Annotated in this window: 17 protein-coding genes and 1 pseudogene; 14 read left to right on the forward strand and 4 right to left on the reverse strand. The window is 66.7% G+C overall.

Annotation, left to right across the window (positions count from 1 at the left end; translation table 11 throughout):
• Positions 1–265 precede the first annotated feature (265 nt).
• The 8 genes from ABIB49_RS11480 to ABIB49_RS11515 are packed head-to-tail and all read left to right on the forward strand — an operon-like array spanning position 266 to position 10,145.
• Complete coding sequence (locus ABIB49_RS11480; protein WP_256446978.1) at positions 266–1,816, forward strand: sugar transferase; 1,551 nt, start codon at positions 266–268, stop codon at positions 1,814–1,816.
• 17 nt (positions 1,817–1,833) lie between these two features.
• Positions 1,834–2,946, forward strand: a complete 1,113-nt coding sequence (locus ABIB49_RS11485; protein WP_226775631.1) for a Gfo/Idh/MocA family protein — start codon at positions 1,834–1,836, stop codon at positions 2,944–2,946.
• Positions 2,943–3,938, forward strand: a complete 996-nt coding sequence (locus ABIB49_RS11490; RefSeq protein WP_226775632.1) for an NAD-dependent epimerase/dehydratase family protein — start codon at positions 2,943–2,945, stop codon at positions 3,936–3,938. Before ABIB49_RS11485 ends, ABIB49_RS11490 begins: the two co-directional genes overlap by 4 nt.
• Positions 3,939–3,976: 38 nt before the next feature.
• On the forward strand, positions 3,977–5,104 hold the full coding sequence (locus tag ABIB49_RS11495) for a DegT/DnrJ/EryC1/StrS family aminotransferase (RefSeq protein WP_226775675.1): 1,128 nt from the start codon (positions 3,977–3,979) through the stop codon (positions 5,102–5,104).
• Positions 5,101–5,760 carry a NeuD/PglB/VioB family sugar acetyltransferase gene (locus ABIB49_RS11500; RefSeq protein WP_226775633.1) on the forward strand — a complete coding sequence of 220 codons (660 nt, stop codon included), beginning with the start codon at positions 5,101–5,103 and terminating at the stop codon, positions 5,758–5,760. The genes ABIB49_RS11495 and ABIB49_RS11500 overlap by 4 nt, the downstream gene beginning before the upstream one ends.
• On the forward strand, positions 5,757–6,890 hold the full coding sequence (locus ABIB49_RS11505; protein WP_283480181.1) for a DegT/DnrJ/EryC1/StrS family aminotransferase: 1,134 nt from the start codon (positions 5,757–5,759) through the stop codon (positions 6,888–6,890). The genes ABIB49_RS11500 and ABIB49_RS11505 overlap by 4 nt, the downstream gene beginning before the upstream one ends.
• A gap of 29 nt (positions 6,891–6,919) precedes the next feature.
• On the forward strand, positions 6,920–7,507 hold the full coding sequence (locus tag ABIB49_RS11510) for an acyltransferase (RefSeq protein ID WP_226775635.1): 588 nt from the start codon (positions 6,920–6,922) through the stop codon (positions 7,505–7,507).
• A 16-nt stretch (positions 7,508–7,523) separates the two neighbouring features.
• On the forward strand, positions 7,524–10,145 hold the full coding sequence (locus ABIB49_RS11515; RefSeq protein WP_354157076.1) for a WecB/TagA/CpsF family glycosyltransferase: 2,622 nt from the start codon (positions 7,524–7,526) through the stop codon (positions 10,143–10,145).
• Between the two features lie 115 nt (positions 10,146–10,260).
• Here ABIB49_RS11515 and mscL read toward each other — a convergent pair whose 3' ends face one another.
• Entirely contained in the window at positions 10,261–10,728 is a 468-nt protein-coding gene (gene mscL, locus ABIB49_RS11520; protein ID WP_226775637.1) for a large conductance mechanosensitive channel protein MscL, read from the reverse strand.
• Positions 10,729–10,934: 206 nt separating this feature from the next.
• Between mscL and ABIB49_RS11525 the strand changes: the two are divergent.
• From ABIB49_RS11525 to ABIB49_RS11550, 6 genes and pseudogenes are all read left to right on the forward strand, one after another.
• A pseudogene (locus ABIB49_RS11525) lies at positions 10,935–11,668 on the forward strand (FUSC family protein).
• 69 nt (positions 11,669–11,737) lie between these two features.
• Positions 11,738–12,697, forward strand: a complete 960-nt coding sequence (locus tag ABIB49_RS11530; RefSeq protein ID WP_282360011.1) for an ABC transporter ATP-binding protein — start codon at positions 11,738–11,740, stop codon at positions 12,695–12,697.
• A gap of 19 nt (positions 12,698–12,716) precedes the next feature.
• On the forward strand, positions 12,717–13,871 hold the full coding sequence (locus ABIB49_RS11535) for an ABC transporter permease (protein WP_282360010.1): 1,155 nt from the start codon (positions 12,717–12,719) through the stop codon (positions 13,869–13,871).
• Positions 13,868–15,031 (forward strand): ABC transporter permease, encoded by a 1,164-nt coding sequence (locus ABIB49_RS11540; RefSeq protein ID WP_282360009.1) that lies wholly within the window; start codon positions 13,868–13,870, stop codon positions 15,029–15,031. Before ABIB49_RS11535 ends, ABIB49_RS11540 begins: the two co-directional genes overlap by 4 nt.
• A gap of 87 nt (positions 15,032–15,118) precedes the next feature.
• The gene (locus tag ABIB49_RS11545) at positions 15,119–15,898 is read left to right on the forward strand and encodes an IclR family transcriptional regulator (RefSeq protein ID WP_226775641.1); all 780 of its coding nucleotides are present in this window, start codon (positions 15,119–15,121) and stop codon (positions 15,896–15,898) included.
• 94 nt (positions 15,899–15,992) lie between these two features.
• Positions 15,993–17,183 (forward strand): 4-hydroxybenzoate 3-monooxygenase, encoded by a 1,191-nt coding sequence (locus ABIB49_RS11550; protein WP_226775642.1) that lies wholly within the window; start codon positions 15,993–15,995, stop codon positions 17,181–17,183.
• 41 nt (positions 17,184–17,224) lie between these two features.
• Here the strand turns inward: ABIB49_RS11550 and ABIB49_RS11555 are convergent, their stop codons facing one another.
• The 3 genes from ABIB49_RS11555 to purB all read right to left on the reverse strand — a co-directional run bounded on the left by ABIB49_RS11555 (position 17,225) and on the right by purB (position 19,933).
• A complete protein-coding gene (locus tag ABIB49_RS11555; protein ID WP_226775643.1) occupies positions 17,225–17,728 on the reverse strand; it encodes a GNAT family N-acetyltransferase in 504 nt (167 codons plus the stop codon).
• A 94-nt stretch (positions 17,729–17,822) separates the two neighbouring features.
• On the reverse strand, positions 17,823–18,494 hold the full coding sequence (locus ABIB49_RS11560; protein ID WP_226775644.1) for a histidine phosphatase family protein: 672 nt from the start codon (positions 18,492–18,494) through the stop codon (positions 17,823–17,825).
• Complete coding sequence (gene purB / locus ABIB49_RS11565) at positions 18,491–19,933, reverse strand: adenylosuccinate lyase (protein ID WP_226775645.1); 1,443 nt, start codon at positions 19,931–19,933, stop codon at positions 18,491–18,493. Before purB ends, ABIB49_RS11560 begins: the two co-directional genes overlap by 4 nt.
• Between the last annotated feature and the right edge of the window lie 95 nt (positions 19,934–20,028).

Below are 20,028 nucleotides of genomic sequence, written 5' to 3' on the forward strand. Positions count from 1 at the left end.
CCTAGATTGACTCAGGGATCACCCGATGCAGCCAATGCATTCTGGACGGAGTCACTATGACGCGCTTGTTGGCGTTCACACGGGATGTTTTTTCGACGGAACGATCTTCCCTGCGCCGGGCTCCCTTCCGCTGTGTGGATGAAAGTGTTCCCAAAGCTGCGGGCCACGGGTTTGAGGAACGCCGGTGACAGCGCGTCCGGAGTGGATGGCCCCGGGGCTGACCCCAGCGGCCCCGGGACACGGTGCCAGCCGCGCCGGCGGGACTATGGCCGACCTCGCATACGCCCCGCACCAACGCCACGCCGAACACGACGCACGCATCCCACCGGTAATTTTTCGACCCCAGCCGTTGCCCGCCGCAGTCCCGGCAGTCCGGGCCCCTGACCGGCTCTCGGGCCGGGAGTGGGCACGGTTCTTGCGGCGGGTACTGCGCGGCACGGACGCCCTGCTGGTCGCCGCCTGTGTCTTTGCCGGATTCCTGGTCCGCTTCGAGGGTGGCCAGCCTCTCACAGGAAGCCTCGCTGATCTCAACGCGGCTGTGATCGGCGCGGTCCTGGGCATCCTGTGGGTCGCCGCACTCGGTCTCTACCGGACCAGGGACACAAAGATCCTCGGTGCCGGGACCAGTGAATACAAGCGCGTGGCCGCGGCAAGTGGCGCGGTCTTCGGATTGCTCGCCGTGGGTCTTGTTGCTTTTCGTGTCCAGCCGGCATCGGCGTTCCATTTGGTCTCGCTCCCGCTGGGACTCGTCCTGTTGCCCGGTGGCCGCTGGACGGCGCGCCGATGGTACAACTCCCGTCAGGCCCTGGGGCAGTTCCTCGTGCGGGCGATTGTGATCGGCGAGCCCGAGGACGTGCGCTACGTGCTCAAGCGGATCTCCAAGAAGTCCGGGGCCGTCTACGAAATCCTCGGTGTGGCGTTGCCGGGCGGGCGGCGGGGGACAACCTTCGACGTCGACGGCCGCCGGGTGCCCGTGCTGTCCTCCACCGATGACGTTGTCCGGACCGTCGGCCGCTGCGGGGCGGAAGCGGTGATCGTGGCCGGACCGGTACCCGGCGGTAACCAATACATCCGTGAGCTGGGCTGGGGGCTGGAGGAGCACAAGGCGGAGCTGGTCCTCGCTTCGTCCCTGACCAATGTTGCCGGGCCGCGGATCCACTGGCGGCCGGTGGAGGGGTTGCCGCTGATGCACGTGGATGTGCCCCGGTACAGCGGCGCCAAACATGCCTTCAAGCGACTGCTGGACATCGTTGTGGCCTCGGCCGCCCTGGCCTTGCTGGCCCCGCTTTTTCTCGTCCTCGCGATCATCGTCAAACACGACAGCCCCGGGCCCGTTCTCTTCAGGCAGGAGCGCGTCGGGAAAGCCGGAAAGCCGTTCCGGATGCTCAAGATCAGATCCATGGTCACCGATGCCGACGCCGCGCTGGCAGTTCTTTCCGGCCAAAACGACGGCGCCGGGGTTCTCTTCAAGATGCACAACGACCCCCGGGTGACCCGCTGCGGGCGGTGGATGCGCCGGTACTCGCTGGACGAGCTGCCGCAGTTCTGGAATGTCCTCTCAGGAGCAATGAGCCTGGTCGGGCCCCGGCCGCCGCTGCAGCGCGAGGTGGTCGGCTACGAGAGGCACACGCACCGACGGCTGCTGATCAAGCCCGGGATTACCGGCCTGTGGCAAGTCAACGGCCGTTCGGATCTGCCGTGGGACGAAGCGGTGCGCCTGGATCTCTACTACGTGGAGAACTGGTCGATCATGGGCGACGTCATCATCATCTGGCGCACCTTCAGGGCAATGTGCGTGCCTGCGGGCGCGTACTAACGGAGCAAGGAAACTCAATGAATGATTCACGTTCAGATTACCTCCGTGGCCGGGATCTGGCGGCCACCGGCGGGCCGTTGAAGGCGGCCGTCATCGGTGCCGGCTACTGGGGACCCAACCTGGCGCGGAACTTCACCGTCAGTCCGGACTGGGAGCTGGCCGGCATCGTGGACCTGGACCAAGACCGTGCCGCCAAGCTCGCCGCTGCCCAGGGCGGGGTTCCGGTCTTTAAGTCCATCGATGAACTGCTGGACCTGGCCGACGTCGACGCCGTAGCGATTGCAACGCCCGCCCACACGCACCACGGCATCGCCCTGACGGCGTTGAAAGCCGGGAAACACGTGCTGGTCGAGAAGCCCCTGGCCGACAGCCGGCTGAGGGGACTGGAGATGGTTGAAGTAGCGGATGAGCGGGGGCTGGTCCTGATGGCCGACCACACCTACTGCTACACCCCGGCAGTGCTGAAGATCCGGGAGCTGATCGCCGACGGGTCGCTCGGGGACATTCTGTTCATCGATTCGGTCCGGATCAACCTGGGCCTGCTGCAACCGGATGTGGATGTGTTCTGGGACCTTGCGCCCCACGACCTGTCCATTCTCGACTTCATTCTCCCGGGTGGGCTGCGTCCGGTCGAGGTTGCTGCGCACGGCGCTGATCCGCTCGGTACCGGTCACGCCTGTGTTGGGCACCTGACGTTCGCGTTGCCCAACGATGCAATGGCCCACGTGCACGTGAACTGGTTGAGTCCGACCAAAATCCGCCAGCTTGTGGTCGGAGGCTCCCGGCGGACCCTGGTGTGGGATGACTTGAACCCCCAGCAGCGGCTCAGTATCTACGACCGCGGAGTCAGCCTGGACCGCAAGTCACCGTCAGCGGCAGCCAGAACCGCCTCGGCCATCTCGTACCGGCTGGGCGATACCTGGTCACCGGCCCTCCCCGAGTATGAGGCGCTCGGGGAGATGGTGGCGGAATTCGCCAACAGTATCCGGCAGCGGCGCCCTTCCCGAACCAGCGGCGCTTCCGGTCTCCGGGTGCTCTGTGTGCTGGAGGCAGTCAGCGACAGCCTCCGTGCCGACGGGAAGGCCAGCGTTGTGGTCGGCAACGAACCGAAACTTGAGGTCAGCAGATGAGCACACTCCAAGGAGCACACGTCCTGGTCACCGGCGGAGCGGGAACCATCGGGTCCACGGTCGTGGACCAACTGCTGGACGCCGGCGCCGGCAGGATCGATGTGCTGGACAACTTGGTCCGCGGCCGCCGGGCCAACCTCGATCCGGCCCGCTCCAGCGGACGGGTGCACCTGATCGAAGGGGACATCCGCGACCGGGACCTGGTCCATGACTTGTGCCGCGGCAAGGACATTGTCTTCCACCAGGCAGCCATTCGCATCACCCAATGCGCCGAAGAGCCTCGTCTTGCCCTTGAGGTGCTGGTGGACGGGACGTTTAATGTGCTCGAAGCAGTGTCCGCCCAGCGGGTCGGCAAGCTCGTGGCGGCGTCCAGCGCCTCTGTCTACGGCCTGGCGGAGACCTTTCCGACCGCCGAACGCCATCACCACCACAACAACGACACATTTTACGGCGCAGCCAAGTCCTTCAACGAGGCCATGGCCCGTAGTTTCCGCGCGATGCACGGCCTGGACTACGTGCTGTTGCGCTACTTCAACGTGTACGGTCCGCGGATGGACGTCCACGGCCTCTACACCGAGGTGCTGGTTCGCTGGATGGAACGAATCGACGACGGGCTGCCGCCCCTGATCTTCGGCGACGGACAGCAGACCATGGATTTTGTGCACACGAGGGATGTGGCACGGGCCAATATCCTGGCCGCTGGCAGCCCGGTGGACGCGGGCGTCTACAACGTCGCCAGCGGGGTCGAAACCAGCCTGCTGGAACTGGCTGAAGCACTATTGCGGGCCATGGGTTCGGAACTGGCCGTAGAGCACGGCCCCGACCGTGCTGTGAACGGGGTCGTCCGACGCCAGGCGGACACGGGCGCGGCCACACGCGAGCTTGGTTTCAGTGCCGAAACCGGGCTAGCGGACGGACTGCGCGAATTGGTGGACTGGTGGCGGCCGCTGCGCGCCGAGATTGCGGACGCCAGGGTCGGGGGCGCGCGGTGACGGCCGGCAAGAACCCTGTCCTGAGCCGGATCAACGTGATGAAGCCGTGGCTCGGAGCCGAGGAAGCCGAAGCGGTAGCCGAAGTGATCGCCTCGGGCTGGGTGGCGCAGGGACCACGCGTGAAGCGCTTCGAAGAAGCCTTCGCGGAGACGCAGCAGGCCGGCTGCGCCGTCGCCGTGTCCAGTTGCACAGCTGCCCTGCATCTGGCACTGAAGGTGGCCGGCATTGGGCCGCGTGATGACGTTGTAGTGCCGTCCTTCTCATTCATCGCCACCGCAAATTCTGTCACCTATGTCGGTGCCCGTCCCGTTTTCGCCGATGTTGAGCCGGACACGGGGAATGTGTCGGTGTCGACACTTGAGGCTGCCCTGACCCCCGCCACGCGCGCTGTGATCGTCGTGGACCAGGGAGGTATGCCGGTTGATCTGGATCCGATCCGTGGCCTGTGCGACCCACTGGGCATCACCGTCATCGAGGACGCAGCCTGCGCGGCGGGCTCAACGTACCGGGGCCGGCCAGTGGGGGCGGGAGCCGAGCTCGCGGCCTGGTCCTTCCACCCCCGCAAAATACTGACCACCGGGGAAGGCGGGATGCTGACCACCGACAACGCGGCCTGGGCCAACCGGGCGCGGACGTTGCGGGAGCACGCCATGAGCGTCTCGGCGAACGAGCGGCACTCCACGGTCCTGGCGCCAGCGGAATCGTATGGCGAGATCGGTTTTAACTACCGGATGACGGATCTGCAGGCGGCCGTCGGGCTCGTGCAGCTGGAACGCCTGGGTGAGGCGGTGTCCCGGCGCCGGGCAATCGCCAATACGTACCGCAGGGCACTCGCCGGGGTTGAGGGCCTGCGCTTCAGCCAGGACCCCTTGTACGGGACCAGCAATTTCCAGTCCTTCTGGCTCGAAGTACTGCCGGGCTTTGCCCTCGGGCGGGAGGAACTCCTGGCGCGACTGGCCCAGGACGGAATTTCCGCCCGTCGGGGAATTATGGCCGCGCACCGGCAGCCTGCCTACGCCGGGATGGACACCGGGAAAGCTGACCTCTCGGTGACGGAGCGGCTCACGGACAGCACCTTAATCCTGCCCGTATACCACCAGCTGACACCGGACGAGCAGTCCAGGGTGATCGATTCGATAGCCAGGTCTGCCGAGGAAAAGCCATGACAGAGCTCCTTGTGATCGGCGCCAGCGGCCTCGCCCGCGAGGTGCTTTCCTGCGTCCGCGAGAACGGACAATTCGACGTTGTCGGCGTCCTCGACGACGACGACGCCAAGGTAGGTTCTGCCCTTGATGGTGCCCCCATCCTGGGACCCGTCAGCTATGCCCTGCGTTATCCCGCAGCACGGGTCGTCGTTTGCATCGGCGCCGGGCGGGCGCGGGAGCGTGTTGTGGCGCGACTGGCCGGTTTGGGTGTACCGGCCTACCGCTTCGCAACCGTTGTTGATCCTTCGGTGCGGGTCCCTTCCTGCTGCGAGGTCGGCCCCGGAAGCATCCTGCTGGGAAATATCACCCTGACCGCCGCGATCATGGTCGGAAGCCATGTGGTGCTGATGCCTGGTGTGACGTTGACCCATGACGACGTAGTGGAGGACTTCGCCACCTTGGCTGCCGGCGTTTGTTTGGGCGGCGGGGTCAGGATCGGCCGTGCGGCTTACCTTGGCATGAACTCATCGGTCCGTGAAGGCACCACCGTGGGGTCGGGTTCTGTGATTGGCATGGGGGCCGCAGTCTTGGCCGATGTGCCGCCGGACGAGACCTGGGCCGGAGTGCCGGCCCGGGTGCTCAAACCCTCGGCTGCCGCGGCGGGCGCCCGGGGATGACGTTGCCGTTGGAAGCCAGAGTCTGCGTCCCCTTCGTTGACCTGGGCGCTCAGCAGGACGAGATCGCCGAGGAAGTCGACATTGGCCTGAAAGAGGTTTTCGCCCGGACTTCGTTCATTGGCGGCCCCGCCGTGGCGGAATTTGAGCAGGCCTACGCCCGTTTCCTCGACACCGGACACTGCGTCGGGGTGGCCAACGGCACGGATGCACTGGAACTGGCCCTGCGCGCGTGCGGGGTCGGTGCGGGCGGGGAAGTCATTCTCCCCGCCAACACGTTTATCGCTACCGCCGAGGCGGTGAGCCGGACCGGTGCCGTGCCGGTCCTCGTCGACGTCGACCCGGAGTACCTGCTGATCGACCCGGACCAGGTGGGGCAGGCTGTCACGCGGCGGACCCAAGCGATCGTGCCCGTTCACTTGTTCGGCCAAACGGCATTCGTTGAGCGCCTGGAACCGATCGCGGCCGCGTGCGGCGCAGTGATCATCGAAGACGCCGCCCAGGCCCAGGGCGCCTCCCGCTACGGCCGGTGCGCCGGCACACTGGGATTGGCTGCCGGAACAAGCTTCTATCCGGGCAAGAACCTCGGGGCGGCCGGTGATGCCGGCGCCGTACTGACCGCCGACGGGGACGTCGCCGCCCGAGTCCGGATGCTTGGCGCGCACGGGAGCGCACGCAAATACGAGCACGACGCGGTGGGTATGAATTCACGTCTCGACACCGTCCAGGCAGTGGTACTGAACGCCAAGCTGCGGAGGCTGGCGGGCTGGAACGAACGGCGCCGGCAGGCCGCGTCACGTTACCGGGAGCTGCTGGCGGACGTGCCCGGCGTCGAGCTCCCCCGCAGCGCCCCCGGCAACCTCGATGTCTGGCATCTGTACGTGGTCCGCGTCCCCGATCGGGACCGGGTCCTCGCCGAGCTGAACGCCGCGGGGATCGGCGCCGGCATCCACTACCCGGTCCCGGTCCATCTGAGCGGGGCTTATCGCGGGATGGAGCTCGGCCCCGGGAGTTTTCCGGTCGCAGAACGGGCCGCTCGCGGGATTCTGTCGTTGCCCGTCTATCCGCACATCACCGAGGCTCAGCAGCAGTATGTCGCGGAACGGCTGCAGGCAGCCCTGAGCGGCTCATGACAACGCCGCCGCACACCTGGAGGAACGCCGTGACATCCATCGCCGAAACTGCCGACGTGGCTCAGAGCGCCGTGGTGGGGGAAGGAACGCGAATCTGGCATCTGGCGCAGATCCGGGAGGACGCCATCCTCGGCAGTAACTGCAACATCGGCCGCGGGGCCTACGTGGGCCCCGGCGTTGTGCTGGGGAACAACTGCAAACTGCAAAACTATGCCCTCGTCTATGAGCCGGCCCGCCTGGCGGACGGCGTCTTCGTCGGACCCGCGGCCGTTCTTACCAATGACCTGCACCCGCGGGCCATCACGCCGGACGGAACGCTGAAGGACCCGGATGACTGGGTCGCCGTCGGCGTCACGGTCGGCCGGGGTGCTTCCATCGGAGCCGGTGCCATCTGTATCGGCCCCGCCTCGATCGGGGAGTGGGCGACCGTAGCTGCCGGCGCGGTGGTCACCAGGGACGTGCCGCCCTACGCCGTTGTGATCGGTGTCCCCGCCCGGCAGTCAGGCTGGGTGGGCGAGGCAGGACATCCGCTTAAACAGGCCGGCGCCTGCTGGCTCTGCCCGGCCACCGGCCGCAGTTACATCGAACGCAACGGGCGCTTAACACCGGTGGACTAGGGAGCAAGGAGGCAGCATGGAAAAGCTGGAAATATGCCAGGTCATTCTGGGCGGGACACCGGTAGACCTGATGGAATCCGAAGCAGCGGTAGAGCGGATACTCGCGAGGGTGCGGGAGGGCGGCGGAAATCCTCCGCTGGGGGTGGCGTCGGTCAACCTCGATCATGTGCACCATTTTGGTACCGGCGGCCGGTGGTCGGGCACCTTGCATGCCAATCCGGCAAGCAGGGTGGATTGGCTCTATTTCCTGGACGGGGCACCCCTGGTTTCCCAATCCCAACGTATTACCGGGCGCCGGTGGCCCCGGCTGGCCGGGAGCGACCTGGCAGCCCCGATCCTGGCACGGGCAGAGCAGCTTGGGCTGAGGGTAGGATTTCTCGGCGGCTCGCCACCGAATCAGCGGCTGTTGGCGCGGAAGATCGCGCAGGAGCACCCCGCGCTGCAGCTCGGCGGCATGTGGTCCCCGAGCCGGGAGGACTTGGCCTCCGTGCAGGAGTCCGGGCGTATTGCCCGTGAGATTGCCGATTCGGGCACCCAGATCCTCTACGTCGGACTGGGAAAGCCGCGCCAGGAACTCTGGATAGACGAGTATGGGCCGTCTACCGGGGCAACCGTTCTGCTGGCCTTCGGCGCGGCGGTGGACTTCCTCGCCGACCGGGTTCAGCGCGCGCCTGAATGGTTTAGCCAACACGGACTGGAATGGGGATACCGGCTGGCCCGTGAACCAAGGCGGCTGGCGGGCCGTTACATTGTTGACGGGCCACCTGCTTACCTGACATTGCGGACAGGGTCCAGCGCCGTTCCCGCCGTCCGCACGGATTCGCTGTCCCATGCGGCCCCTGCGCCGCGGACTCCGGGCCGCTTCACCGGAGCGGAGGGTGCCGCGGACGCCGTCGTTGTTATTGTGACCTTCAACAGCGCAGGGTGCGTTGAGGGCCTGCTGGAAACCCTGCGGGAAGAAACGGCGGACCTGAGGCTGAGGGTTCTTGTGGCTGACAACTCGTCCAGCGATGGCACCTTGGATGTGGTGCGCCGCTGCCATCCTGACGTCCAGGCCTTCAGCACGGGCGGCAACCTGGGCTATTCCGGCGGCATCAACGCCGCCATGTTGCGGGCCGGTGATGCCGCCACCGTGGTGGTGCTCAACCCCGATTTAACGGTGGCACCTGGCAGTATCCGGACCCTGATGCACCGACTGAATGCTTCGCAGGCCGGGGCCGTGGTTCCACGGCTGGTGAACGAATGGGGGGTGGCCAGCCGCTCGCTCTTCCGGGAGCCGAGCATTGCCACTGCCGTGGGCGACGCGCTGCTGGGCCGCCGCGCGCCCAACCGGCCCGGCTGGCTCGCCGGAACTGACTACTCGCCGGAAAGCTACGCCCATCCCCATCCCGTGGATTGGGCTACCGGTGCCGCGCTGATGGTCCGGCGTTCGCTGGCGGATGCCCTGCCGTGGGATGAGTCCTATTTTCTCTACAGCGAGGAGACTGACTTTTTTCGGAGCCTGCGCACGATGGGTGAAACCGTCTGGTACGAGCCCGAGGCTGTTATGCGCCACACCGGCGGGGCCTCCGGCAGTTCACCGGAGCTGAACGCGCTCTTGTCCGTCAACCGTGTCCGCTACATCCGCAAATACCATTCCGGCGCCTACGCCGCCGTGTTCCGCGGCGCCGTTGTGCTCTCTGAAGTCCTGCGCCTATGGAAGCCCGATCGCCGCGGCGTGCTGCGGACGGTACTCAACGAGGGCAGTTGGACTGCCCTGCCGGGACCGGGAAAAAGCGCGGGCGAGGACGCGGACGCCGGGGCTTTCCCGCACGGTTCGGTGATCATTCCGGCGCACAATGAAGCGGCCGTGATCGCGCGGACCTTAGCGCCGCTGGCCCGGCTGGCTGCGAAAGACCAGCTGGAGGTCATCGTGGCCTGCAACGGTTGTGGCGATGAGACCGCAGCCATCGCCGGACGATTCGAGGGCGTGAAGGTACTGGAATTGGAGCAGCCGTCCAAGACGGCCGCTCTGAATGCCGGGGACGCCATCGCCTCGCACTGGCCGCGGCTGTACCTCGATGCGGATGTGCAGATCAGCGCCGGCACCGTGCGGGCCGTCCTCAATACGCTGCTCTCCGGGCGCATTCTGGCCGCCCGTCCCGCCGCCCGCCTCGACCTTCAGGACGCGCACCCGCTCATCCACTCGTACTACTGCACACGGCTGAATCTGCCCGCGACCCAGACGGGGCTCTGGGGCGGGGGTGTTTACGGACTGTCCAAAGAAGGGCGGGGGCGGTTCCTGAAATTCCCTGAACTCACCGCAGATGATCTATTCGTGGACCGTCTCTTTGAGCCGGCGGAAAAGGCCGTTCTGGACGTGGAACCGGTAGTTATTTGTCCGCCGAAAACGCCCAAGGATCAAGTGGCCGTGCTGCACCGCATATACCGGGGCAACGCCGAACAGGGCAGAAGCCACAGTACGGCGGCCCAAACACTGGCCCAGGTAGTTCGTACCATCCGTGGCCCGTTCTCCGCCGTCAACGCCTCGGTATATCTGGGATTTGCCCTGGCGGGCCGCCGCCTCGCCGCGCACCCGGCAGTGTGGGAACGTGACGCCAGTAGCCGCCAAGCGGGTGCCGCCGGGGCGGCGGGCTGACCGGGGGCACGGGAACAGCCCAGCCGTTACGGGCGGCTGGGCGCAGACACCGCCGCTGAGCCCGGAAACGGCTGTTTTCGGGCCGGACGCCGGCCGGCGGCAATTTCCCGCCGCCTCATTTTACGTGTCCCGGTTCGCCGATCCGTGCCGGACCGTGGCCGGACGGCAGACCCTGCGCCGGGCCGGCGAGTTGCGCCAGCAGGTCACGGATTTCGGCGAGCAGGGCGGTGTCCGCCGGGAGCGCTTTCTCTTCCGGCTCCGCGGTTGCGAGGCGCTTCTTGACCAGGCGGTTGATCCGGTTCATCGGAGCCACAAAGAGGAAGTAGACGACCCCCGCGGTGATCATAAACGTGACGAACGCCGTGATGACCCCGCCAAAGTTAACAAAGGTCTTCTCGTTTCCCGGCCAGATGTGGAATCCGAGCCCGTCTGTTTCGACTCCGCCGACCGCAGCAATGATGGGGTTCACGATGTTTGAGGTGAACGCGCCGACGAGGGCTGTAAATGCAGTGCCAACAACGACGGCGATGGACAGTTCGATCACGTTGCCGCGCAGGATGAAGTCCTTGAATCCTCTGAGCATGGGTCCTCCGGTGTGCTGTGAGATAAAAAAAATCTGTGCGCCGTCCCGCGGGCGCGGGGGATCAACCGGTAGACGTTATCACTTCCCGGCGAGGTTCCATTGAACGGCTGGGAAAGCCGGTTCCAGGACCGTCCGGCGTAGCATCGCTCCTGGCTGCCAGCGCCGCCGTCGTAACCAATGGACTGCTGGAAAGGTGCCGCCAACCCGTGAAAATGCTTGCCGAGCTGTTCAGCATTGCGCCCGGCAACAAGGACCACCAGACCGCCGTGCGTTGCGCCATCGGTGTTTTTGTCCCGCTGATCACGCTGGTGTTCCTGGACCGCCTGGATCTGGCGATCTTCGCGTCCTTCGGCGCTTTCACCGGGATTTACGGCCGTAATGAACCGCAGGCCAGGCGCTGCGGGCTGCAGCTGAAGGCCGGTGCACTGATGCTCCCTTGTGGCGGCGGGCCTGGCCGGAACCCTCGCAACGCTGGTTGGACAGCTTCTGGGCGTTGGCCACAACTACTGGGCAATGGTGGCCGCCGTAGTCCCGCTCGTGGGCCACACCACCCGGCACCGGGTAAGCCGCGGGCTGCAAAGAATCGTTGGCACCGCGATCGGGCTGGTACTCCTGGCCGGGATCCTGCTCCTGCAGCCCGCACCCTGGCAGACCGTTCTGGTGATCGCCGCCTGCCAGTTCGGCGCGGAGATGTTCATTGCCCGCCACTACGGGCTGGCCCAGATCTTCGTGACCCCGCTGGCCCTGCTTTCGACCCTCCTGGTGGCTCCCTCGGCACCGGGCATACTGTTGCGCGACCGGATCATCGAAAACCGTCATTGGAGCCGCCGTCGGGGTCGCCGTTGTGCTGGCCCCGACGGTGCGGCGCCGTCTTCGACTCCGGCAGCCCCGCTGGCCGGGTACTGTCGGTGCCCCGGGCCGGACAAGGCTCCGGGTCTAAGGTCTCTGTCCGGTGCCTTGTGCAACCGGGAGGCTAGTCTGGAGGAGAACTAGGCTACGGGGGTTGCTGGTGGAAGCCGCACAGGCGCAAATCCGGGACGTGCTTGACGTCAGCGGACTGGTCAAACGCTATGGGGAGCTCACCGCCGTCGGCGGCGTCTCCTTCCACATCGGTGCCGGCGAAACCTTCGGGCTGCTGGGACCCAATGGCGCCGGGAAAACGACAATCATCTCGATGGTCGCGGGCCTGATCGCCGCCAACGAAGGAACCGTCCGGGTGGCCGGCCAGGAGATGGATCCGTCCCGGACGGAGGCCAAGCGGAACATTGGCCTGGTCCCACAGGAACTGGCCATCTACCCGGACCTGACGGCCCGGGAAAACCTGAAATTCTTCGGCCGGCTGCAGGGTCTCACCGGCAGCCGCCTCACCCAGCGCACCAACGAAGTGCTGGAGCTGATAGGTCTCGCCGACAGGGCCGGCGACCAGACCAAGAAGTATTCCGGCGGTATGAAGCGCCGGCTGAACATCGGCATCGGACTGCTCCACCGTCCCACCCTGCTGATCCTGGATGAGCCGACCGTCGGGGTGGATCCGCAGTCCCGCAACGCCATTCTCGAGTCCGTGGAGAAACTCTCGGTCGACGGCATGGCGGTCCTCTACACAACCCACTACATGGAGGAAGCCGAGCGGCTCTGTGACCGGATCGCGATCATTGACGAAGGCCGGATTCAGGCAGAGGGCACGCGGGAGCAACTGATCACGCTCACCGGCGGCGTGGACCGGATTAATCTTCGCGGCGACGGCAGCATGGCGCGGGCGGCGGAGGTCCTCCGGGAATTGCCCGCCGTGCAGCATGTCGACAACGACGGGGCCGGACTGATGCTGACTGTCAGCGACGGCCCCACAGCGCTCGCGGGAATCGTCACCGGCGCCGCCAGCGCCGGGATGTCGGTAACATCCGTGGAAATCGTCCGGCCGGACCTCGAGTCCGTCTTCCTGCACCTGACCGGCAAAGCGCTGAGGGACTGAGATGCGGGGTCTGTGGGCCATGGTCGCGAACGACCTCCGCCAGCGAGTCCGGGACAAGAGCGTATTCATCTTTTCCCTCATCGTCCCGCTCGCACTGATGGGAGTGCTGAGCCTGGTCTTTGGTGGCCTCGGCGAGGACACCGTTGACCTGAAGCCGGCTACCGTGGTCGCCAGCGCGGACGACGCCGACCAGTTGGGGTCCGTTTTGCTCAGCGCCGTCGATGCACTCGAGATCATGGACGTGACCATCAAACGGGTCCCGGCGGCAGATGTCCGCAGCGAAACGAAGGCCACCGGCGCCGACCTCGGCATCATCATTCCCGAGGGCTTCAGCAATGCGGTGCTCACCGGGCAGGCCGCGCCGGTCCAGCTGGTCGAGGGCAACAACGGGTCGCTGGAAACCTCAGTGCTGATCACCGCCGTCAAGGGGGTCCTGGACCAGTTCGCCGCCGGAACGGTGACAGCGGCCGCCGGCGGCCTGTCCGGGCTGCCGGACCAGGATCTCGCAGCGCTTGCCCGGCAGGCCGTGGACGGACCGCAGTTACTCACCCTGACCGAAGGGAAAGCCGCCGCGGAGCAACTCTCGCTGCGCGGCACACTGGTGGGGGGGCAGGCCGGGCTCTTCCTGATGTTCACCGTCGGGTTCGGCGTGCTGGGGCTGCTGGCGGAACGGGAGCAAGGGACACTGGCCCGGCTGCGGTCGATGCCGGTCTCCGGCTTGATGATCATCACGGCGAAGGCCTGCACCGGCTTTATCCTGGGCGTGCTTGCCACAACTGTCCTGCTCACTGCCGGTTCCCTGCTGTTCGGCGTCTCCTTCGGCTCGCCGCTGGTGGTGGCCGCCCTGATCCTCAGCGTCGTGACCGCCGCGACCAGCCTGACGTTTGTTGTCGCGCGGGTGGTCCGGACGGCTGAACAGGCCAACGCGGCGCAGTCCGTCCTTGCCATGGTGCTGGGAATCGCCGGTGGAGCGTTTTTCCCGGTCCAGGGCACCGGGTTCGCCGCAACGCTGCTGGACCTCAACCCGATCGGCGCGTTTATTCGGGGGCTCGGGATCTCCGCCGGCGGCGGGAGCCTCGGCGACGTGACGGGGCCGATCGCCGTTATGCTTGCTTTCGCCGCTGCGGGGCTGCTGCTCTCAAGGGTTTTGCCGGACCGGGGGGCGCAGGCATGAGCGCCGTGATCGCGATCGCCACTGTGGAACTCCGGCGCTTCCTGCGCGACAAGTCGAACATCTTTTTTGTCTTCGTTTTCCCCCTTATGCTGATCCTGCTGCTTGGTTCGCAATTCGGGGCCGGCAGCGGCCAGGCCAGGGTGACTATCTCAGGTCCCGCCAGCGAACTTTCCCGGGCCCTGACCGCGGAGCTCCAGTCAGCGGGCGTGGCGGTCTCAACAACGGGGGCGGACGCGGCGAGGTCGGACCTCAGCCGCGGACGCACCGACGTCGGGGTGTTCCTGGATAACTCCGACGCGGCGGCGTTCGACGCCGGACGGCCAACGGAGCTCGACGTCGTGATGGCCTCGCAGTCCTCCGCGCTGACCGTTATGCAGCAGGTCCGCACCGCCGTGCTGGCAGCCGGCCTGGAGCGCAGCCAGCTCGCCGCCCTGACCGGCGCCGGCATCCCGGCCGAGCGGGCCCGGACGGCCCTGGACCAGGCCGCCGTGCAGATAGCGGCGCCGACCGCGGAGATCGTTAATACCAACGACGTTGCGCAGGAGTTCCGCGGGCTGGGCAGGTTCGATCTCGGCGCCTCGCAGCAGTTGCTGCTTTTTGTGTTCCTCAGCTCCCTGACCGGTGCGGCCACCCTCATCCAGGCACGCCGGTTCGGGGTGGTGGGCCGGGTGATGTCCGCCCCGGTTTCCAGTGGCCAGATCGTCGCCGGGCAGGCCCTGGGGCGGTTTGCCATCGCCTCCGTCCAAGGCGGTTTTATCATGGCCGGCACCGCGCTGCTGTTCGGCGTCGACTGGGGCAATCTATGGCTGTCGGCGCTGGTACTGGTGATCTTTTGCGCCGTGTCCGCAGCAGCTGCGATGACGGTGGGCTCGGTGATGGACAACGACACCGCGGCCGCCGGCGTGGGGGTGGGCGGCGGACTGGTCCTCGGCGGACTGGGGGGCTGTATGGTTCCGCCGGAGTTCTTCCCGGAAGCGCTGGCCGCGGTCTCCTTCGCCACGCCGCACCGCTGGGCCTATGAGGCGTTCGCGGCCATCCAGCGCCGTGACGGCACCCTGGCGGATATCCTGCCGCAGCTGGGGGTCCTCGCGGGAATGGCCGCGGCACTGCTCCTGTTGGGCACCTGGCTGCTGCGGCGAAGCCTCAACCGGGCCTTGTAGGGGCGGTTCCGGGTGTCCCGGCCCCGGACGGCACCGGGGCCTGCGGCGTAGAGTGGAAGCAGAATCCATTCAGCGGAAGAGGAGTCCATGGCTAACTCCGGCACCGGGGACTCCGTGGTGGACCGTGTGGTGCGGCTGATAGCAGCCTTCCCCGCCGGCGTCACAGTTCTCCCGCTCTCCGAGCTGGCGCAGCGGGCCAGCCTGCCGCCGAGCACCGCCCACCGGCTGGTGAGGCAGCTCGCCGGACATGGACTCCTGGATGTGGGCAGCGGCGGTTCCGTCCGGCTGGGCTTGCGCCTGTGGGAGCTGGTGAACCGGAATTCGCCCACCGTGGCCCTCCGCCAGGCGGCCATGCCGTTTATGGAGGACATTCAGCAGGTGCTTAACCAGAACGTGAACCTGGCCGTGCTGGAGGGCTGGGAAGCGCTGTTCGTCGAGCGGCTCTCCCGCCGCGGCTCCGTCGCGAACCGGGCGCAGATCGCAGGCCGTATGCCGGTGCACGTTTCCTCTGCCGGGATGGCACTGATGGCAAACCAGCCGGCCGAGGTCCAGGCCGGGTATCTTGAGCAGTTCAACGATCCTGCCGGCAGGGTCCGGCGGGAGGAACTCCGGAGCCTGCTTGAGGAGACGGCCGGCCACGGTTTTGCGCAGCTGGCCGGAGTTGTGGACCCGGACACGTGGGGGATTGCAGTCCCCGTGCGTGATGCGAGGAACCGCACTGTCGCGGCGCTCGGCGTGGTTGTGCCGCTGCGTGAAATGCGTCTGCAGGCGCTGGTTCCTGCCCTTCAGACGGCCGCCCGCGGGATCGGACGGCAGCTTTCGCCGGCAGGGACGACGTCTCAATTCCATTCAGCGGAATTTCTGTAACGCCGGTCACGTGTCCGGGCGCACACTGTAGCCAGAGAGAACATCCGGCCCCGGACGCCCAGCAGCCCGGGCCCCGCAACGAAGCGAGGACAACATGGCACAGCGCAGAGTCATCACCACCCAGGTCGCGATCATGGGCGCCGGCCCGGCAGGGCTGATGCTCTCGCACCTGCTGGCCAAACAGGGAATCGAATCCACCGTGATAGAGATCCGCAGCCACCAGGAAATCTCGGAAACCGTCCGTGCGGGCATCCTGGAACACGGTTCCGTGAATATGCTCGTGGACAGCGGCGTCTCGGACCGCGTCCTGCGCGACGGCGACCGGCATGACGGGATCGAACTGCGCTTCAACGGCGAGAGCCACCGCATCGACTTCCAGGACCTCGTTGGGGAGTCGGTCTGGCTCTATCCCCAGACCGATGTTTTCCTCGATCTCGCCGCCCGTCGCCAGAGCGACGGCGGCGATGTCCGCTACGGCGTCACCGACAGCACCATCCACGACCTGGAGAGCAAGCCGAGGGTCTGGTTCACCGATGCCGAGGGAGTGGACTGGGAGCTGCAGGCGGACTTCATCGTAGGCGCGGACGGCTCGCGCAGCCACAGCCGCTTCCAGATTCCGGAGGCGCAGCGCACGTGGTATTTCCACGAGTATCCCTTCGCCTGGTTCGGGATCCTGGCCGAGGCTCCGCGCAGTTCCGATGAACTGATTTACGCCAACTCCGAGAACGGCTTTGCCCTAATCAGCCAGCGGACCGAAACTGTCCAGCGGATGTATTTCCAGTGCGATCCGAACGAGGACGTCAACAACTGGAGCGACGACCGGATCTGGGACGCCTTCCGCAGCCGGGTCAACGGCAACGGCTTTGAGCTTAAGGAGGGCCCGGTCATCGACAAGATGGTCCTGAAGTTCCGCAGCTTTGTGCACGCACCGATGCGGCACGGCAAGCTCTTCCTCGCCGGCGACGCCGCCCACACGGTCCCGCCGACCGGCGCCAAGGGCCTGAACCTGGCGCTGCATGACGTCAAGGTGCTGTTCGAGGGCCTCGACAGCTTCTATACCTCAGGTAACTCCGTGCTCCTGGATGCTTACAGCGACCGGGCCCTGGACCGGGTCTGGAAGGCCCAGCAGTTCTCCTACTGGATGACGTCCATGCTGCACACCCCCGTGGGGGCCGACGATTTCGCCCGCGCCCGGCAGCTCGGCGAACTCAACTCGCTGGTGGCATCGCGCCACGGGCGTGCCTACCTCGCCGAGGCGTACACCGGCTGGCCGGGCGCGCATTAGCCGTCCTGTCCGACGCGCCCTGCTTCGGCGCGGGACGCGGCTCAGGCCATGGCGGTGTGCGCGGCGGTGTGCGAGTCGATGCCCTTCGCATAACAATACGAGTGCTCCACGCCGACGTACGGGCCGAAGTTCGGCACCGGGACGAAGCCGGAGTTTTCGTAGAATTGCCGGCCGTCGGTCTGGACCGAGCCTGCCTCCGCGGTGATGGAAATGATGCCCAGGGAATGGGCCTGCGCTTCCAGTGCCGCAAGGATGGAGCTGGCCACCCCGGAGCCGCGGGTGTATGGGAGTACATAGAGCCGTTTGATCTCGGCGGTGTGCGCATCGAGGATGCGCAGGCCGCCGCAGCCCACCGGCTGGCCGGAGGCCTTGTCGTGGGCGACCAGGAACACGGCCGTGTCCGCCTCGGACGGCGGCGGGCCGGGTTCGTGGTCATCCCGGCCGAAGCGGGCATCGAGTTCGGCCTGCTGGGCGGCGCGGAGATCCGCACCCACCGGGTTGGCCCAAGTGACCTGCCGGATGTTGAGCCGCGGGTTGGTCTGCATGGCTTCCTCGCTTCGCCGAAGGGTTATGCAGATCAAGGCTAGGCAGTGCCGGTTTCGGCAGTGTTTCCTGCGCGTTAGGGTTCGAAGAATTTCGTTAGCGGGGGCGGCCGGTGGGGTCTTCCGCCGTCGGATCCGCCAGGGCCAGGCCGCCCACGGGACTGTCGTCCCAATGGATGAGCCGCCAGCCGGCGTCGGGGTCCCCTTCCAGCGCCACGATCCCGGTGTTGGCGAGGACATGGCGTGCGGCGAAGTCCGGCGCCACGTTCGCGGCCCGGCGCCCTGCCCAAGCCCGGATCGCGGCGCCGTGGCTGACCACGGCCACCGCCCCGGCGCCGCCGCTCGCCGCGGCCGCGTCGGCGATCCGTGCGATCGAGGCGTCATAGCGCTCGAAGAACTCGTGCCCGCTGGGTCCGGCCGGCATCCTGCGGTCCAGTTCCCCGGCCGCCCACTCAAACACAGTAGTGAGGTAACGCAGGTGAGATTCCTTGTCGGTGAGCTTCTCCAACGCCCCTGCCTCGATCTCCTGCAGCCCCGCCAGCACCTCGATCTCCAGGCCGCGGACGGTCGACAGCGGCGCAGCCGTGATCTGGGTGCGGATCAGGGTCGAGGCGAACAGCAGCTCGATCTGCTCATGCGCCAGCGACCGCGCCAGGGCGGCTGCCTGCCGCTCGCCGAGCTTGGTCAGCCCTGGACCCGGGTGGGCGGTGTCCAGTTGTCCCAGGACGTTCCCGGGGGTCTGGCCGTGGCGGATGAGCAGGAGCCTCATGCCAGGTGGTCCACCAGCTGGTCCGCGATTCCGGTGTACTTGCCGGGGGTCAGCGCGAGCAGCCGGGCTTCGGCGTCGGGGGACAGGCCCAGGCTCTGCACAAACTCCTGCATCCGGGCCGCGTCGACTCGCTGCCCGCGGGTCAGGTCCTTGAGCCGCTCGTAGGGGTTTTCCATCCCTTCCACGCCGGCGATCGCTTCCGCCCGCATCACCATCTGGATGGCCTCACCCAGGACTTCCCAGTTGGTGTCGAGGTCCGCGGCCAGCGTCTCTTCGGCGACCTTGAGCCGGTCCAAGCCCTTCGCGACGTTGGAGATGGCCAGCAGCGAATGGCCGAACGCCACACCAATGTTGCGCTGCGAAGAGGAATCCGTGAGGTCCCGCTGCCAGCGGGAAGTGACCAGGGTGGATCCCAGGACGTCCAGCAGCCCGGCGGAGATCTCCAGGTTGGCCTCGGCGTTTTCGAAGCGGATCGGGTTGACTTTGTGCGGCATGGTGGAGGATCCGGTGGCTCCCGCGACCGGAATCTGCACGAAGTAGCCAATTGAGATGTAGCTCCAGATGTCTGTGCAAACGTTGTGCAGGATCCGGTTAAACCGCGCGACGTCGGCGTACAGCTCCGCCTGCCAGTCGTGGCTTTCAATCTGGGTGGTCAGCGGGTTCCAGCTCAGGCCCAGGCCCTCAACAAAGCTCTTGGCAACGTGCTGCCAGTCGGCACCGGGTACGGAGGCGACATGGGCGGCGTAGGTGCCGGTCGCGCCGTTGATTTTTCCGAGGTATTCGGTCCGGGCGATGCGGTCCAGCTGCCGGGTCAGGCGGTGCGCGATAACGGCAAGTTCCTTGCCGAGCGTGGTGGGAGTTGCCGGCTGGCCGTGCGTGCGCGAGAGCATCGGCACGGACCGGTTCTCCTCGGCCATGGCGCTGATCTGCGCAACGAGCTTGCGGGCGGCGGGCAGCCAGACGTCCTCGACGGCGCCCTTGATGCCGAGGGCGTAGGAGAGGTTGTTGATGTCCTCGGAGGTGCAGCCAAAGTGCACCATGGCCGTCAGGTCCTCGATGCCGATCCCGGGCAGGCGGCGGCCGATGTAGTACTCCACGGCCTTGACGTCGTGCACCGTGACGGCTTCGATGTCCGCCAGTTCCGTGATTGAACCGGCGTCGAATTCGGTGACGATAGCGCGCAGCTTCTCCTGCTGCGCCGCGCTCAGGGGGCCGGCGCCCGGCAGCACGTTGTTGCCGGTCAAGTGAATCAGCCATTCAACCTCGACGGCGACCCGGTCACGGTTCAGGGCGGCCTCGGACAGGTAGTCGACCAGCGGCGCGACGGCGGACTGGTACCGGCCGTCCAGCGGGCCGAGCGCGATCTGTTGTGGGGAGTCGGCGAGGGCCAGGCGTCCGGACGGCGTGCGGGTATCGGCTGTGGCGGCAGTTTCAGGCATGCTCCGATTCTTTCACGAAGTCGTGCCGGGCTTTAAGTGTGCTGAACCATGTGACTTCCGGCAGCTTCCCCCTCCCCGGCGCCGCCTTCACCGGC

It is taken from the genome of Arthrobacter sp. UYCu512 (genome assembly GCF_040547075.1).
Lineage (GTDB): Bacteria > Actinomycetota > Actinomycetes > Actinomycetales > Micrococcaceae > Arthrobacter.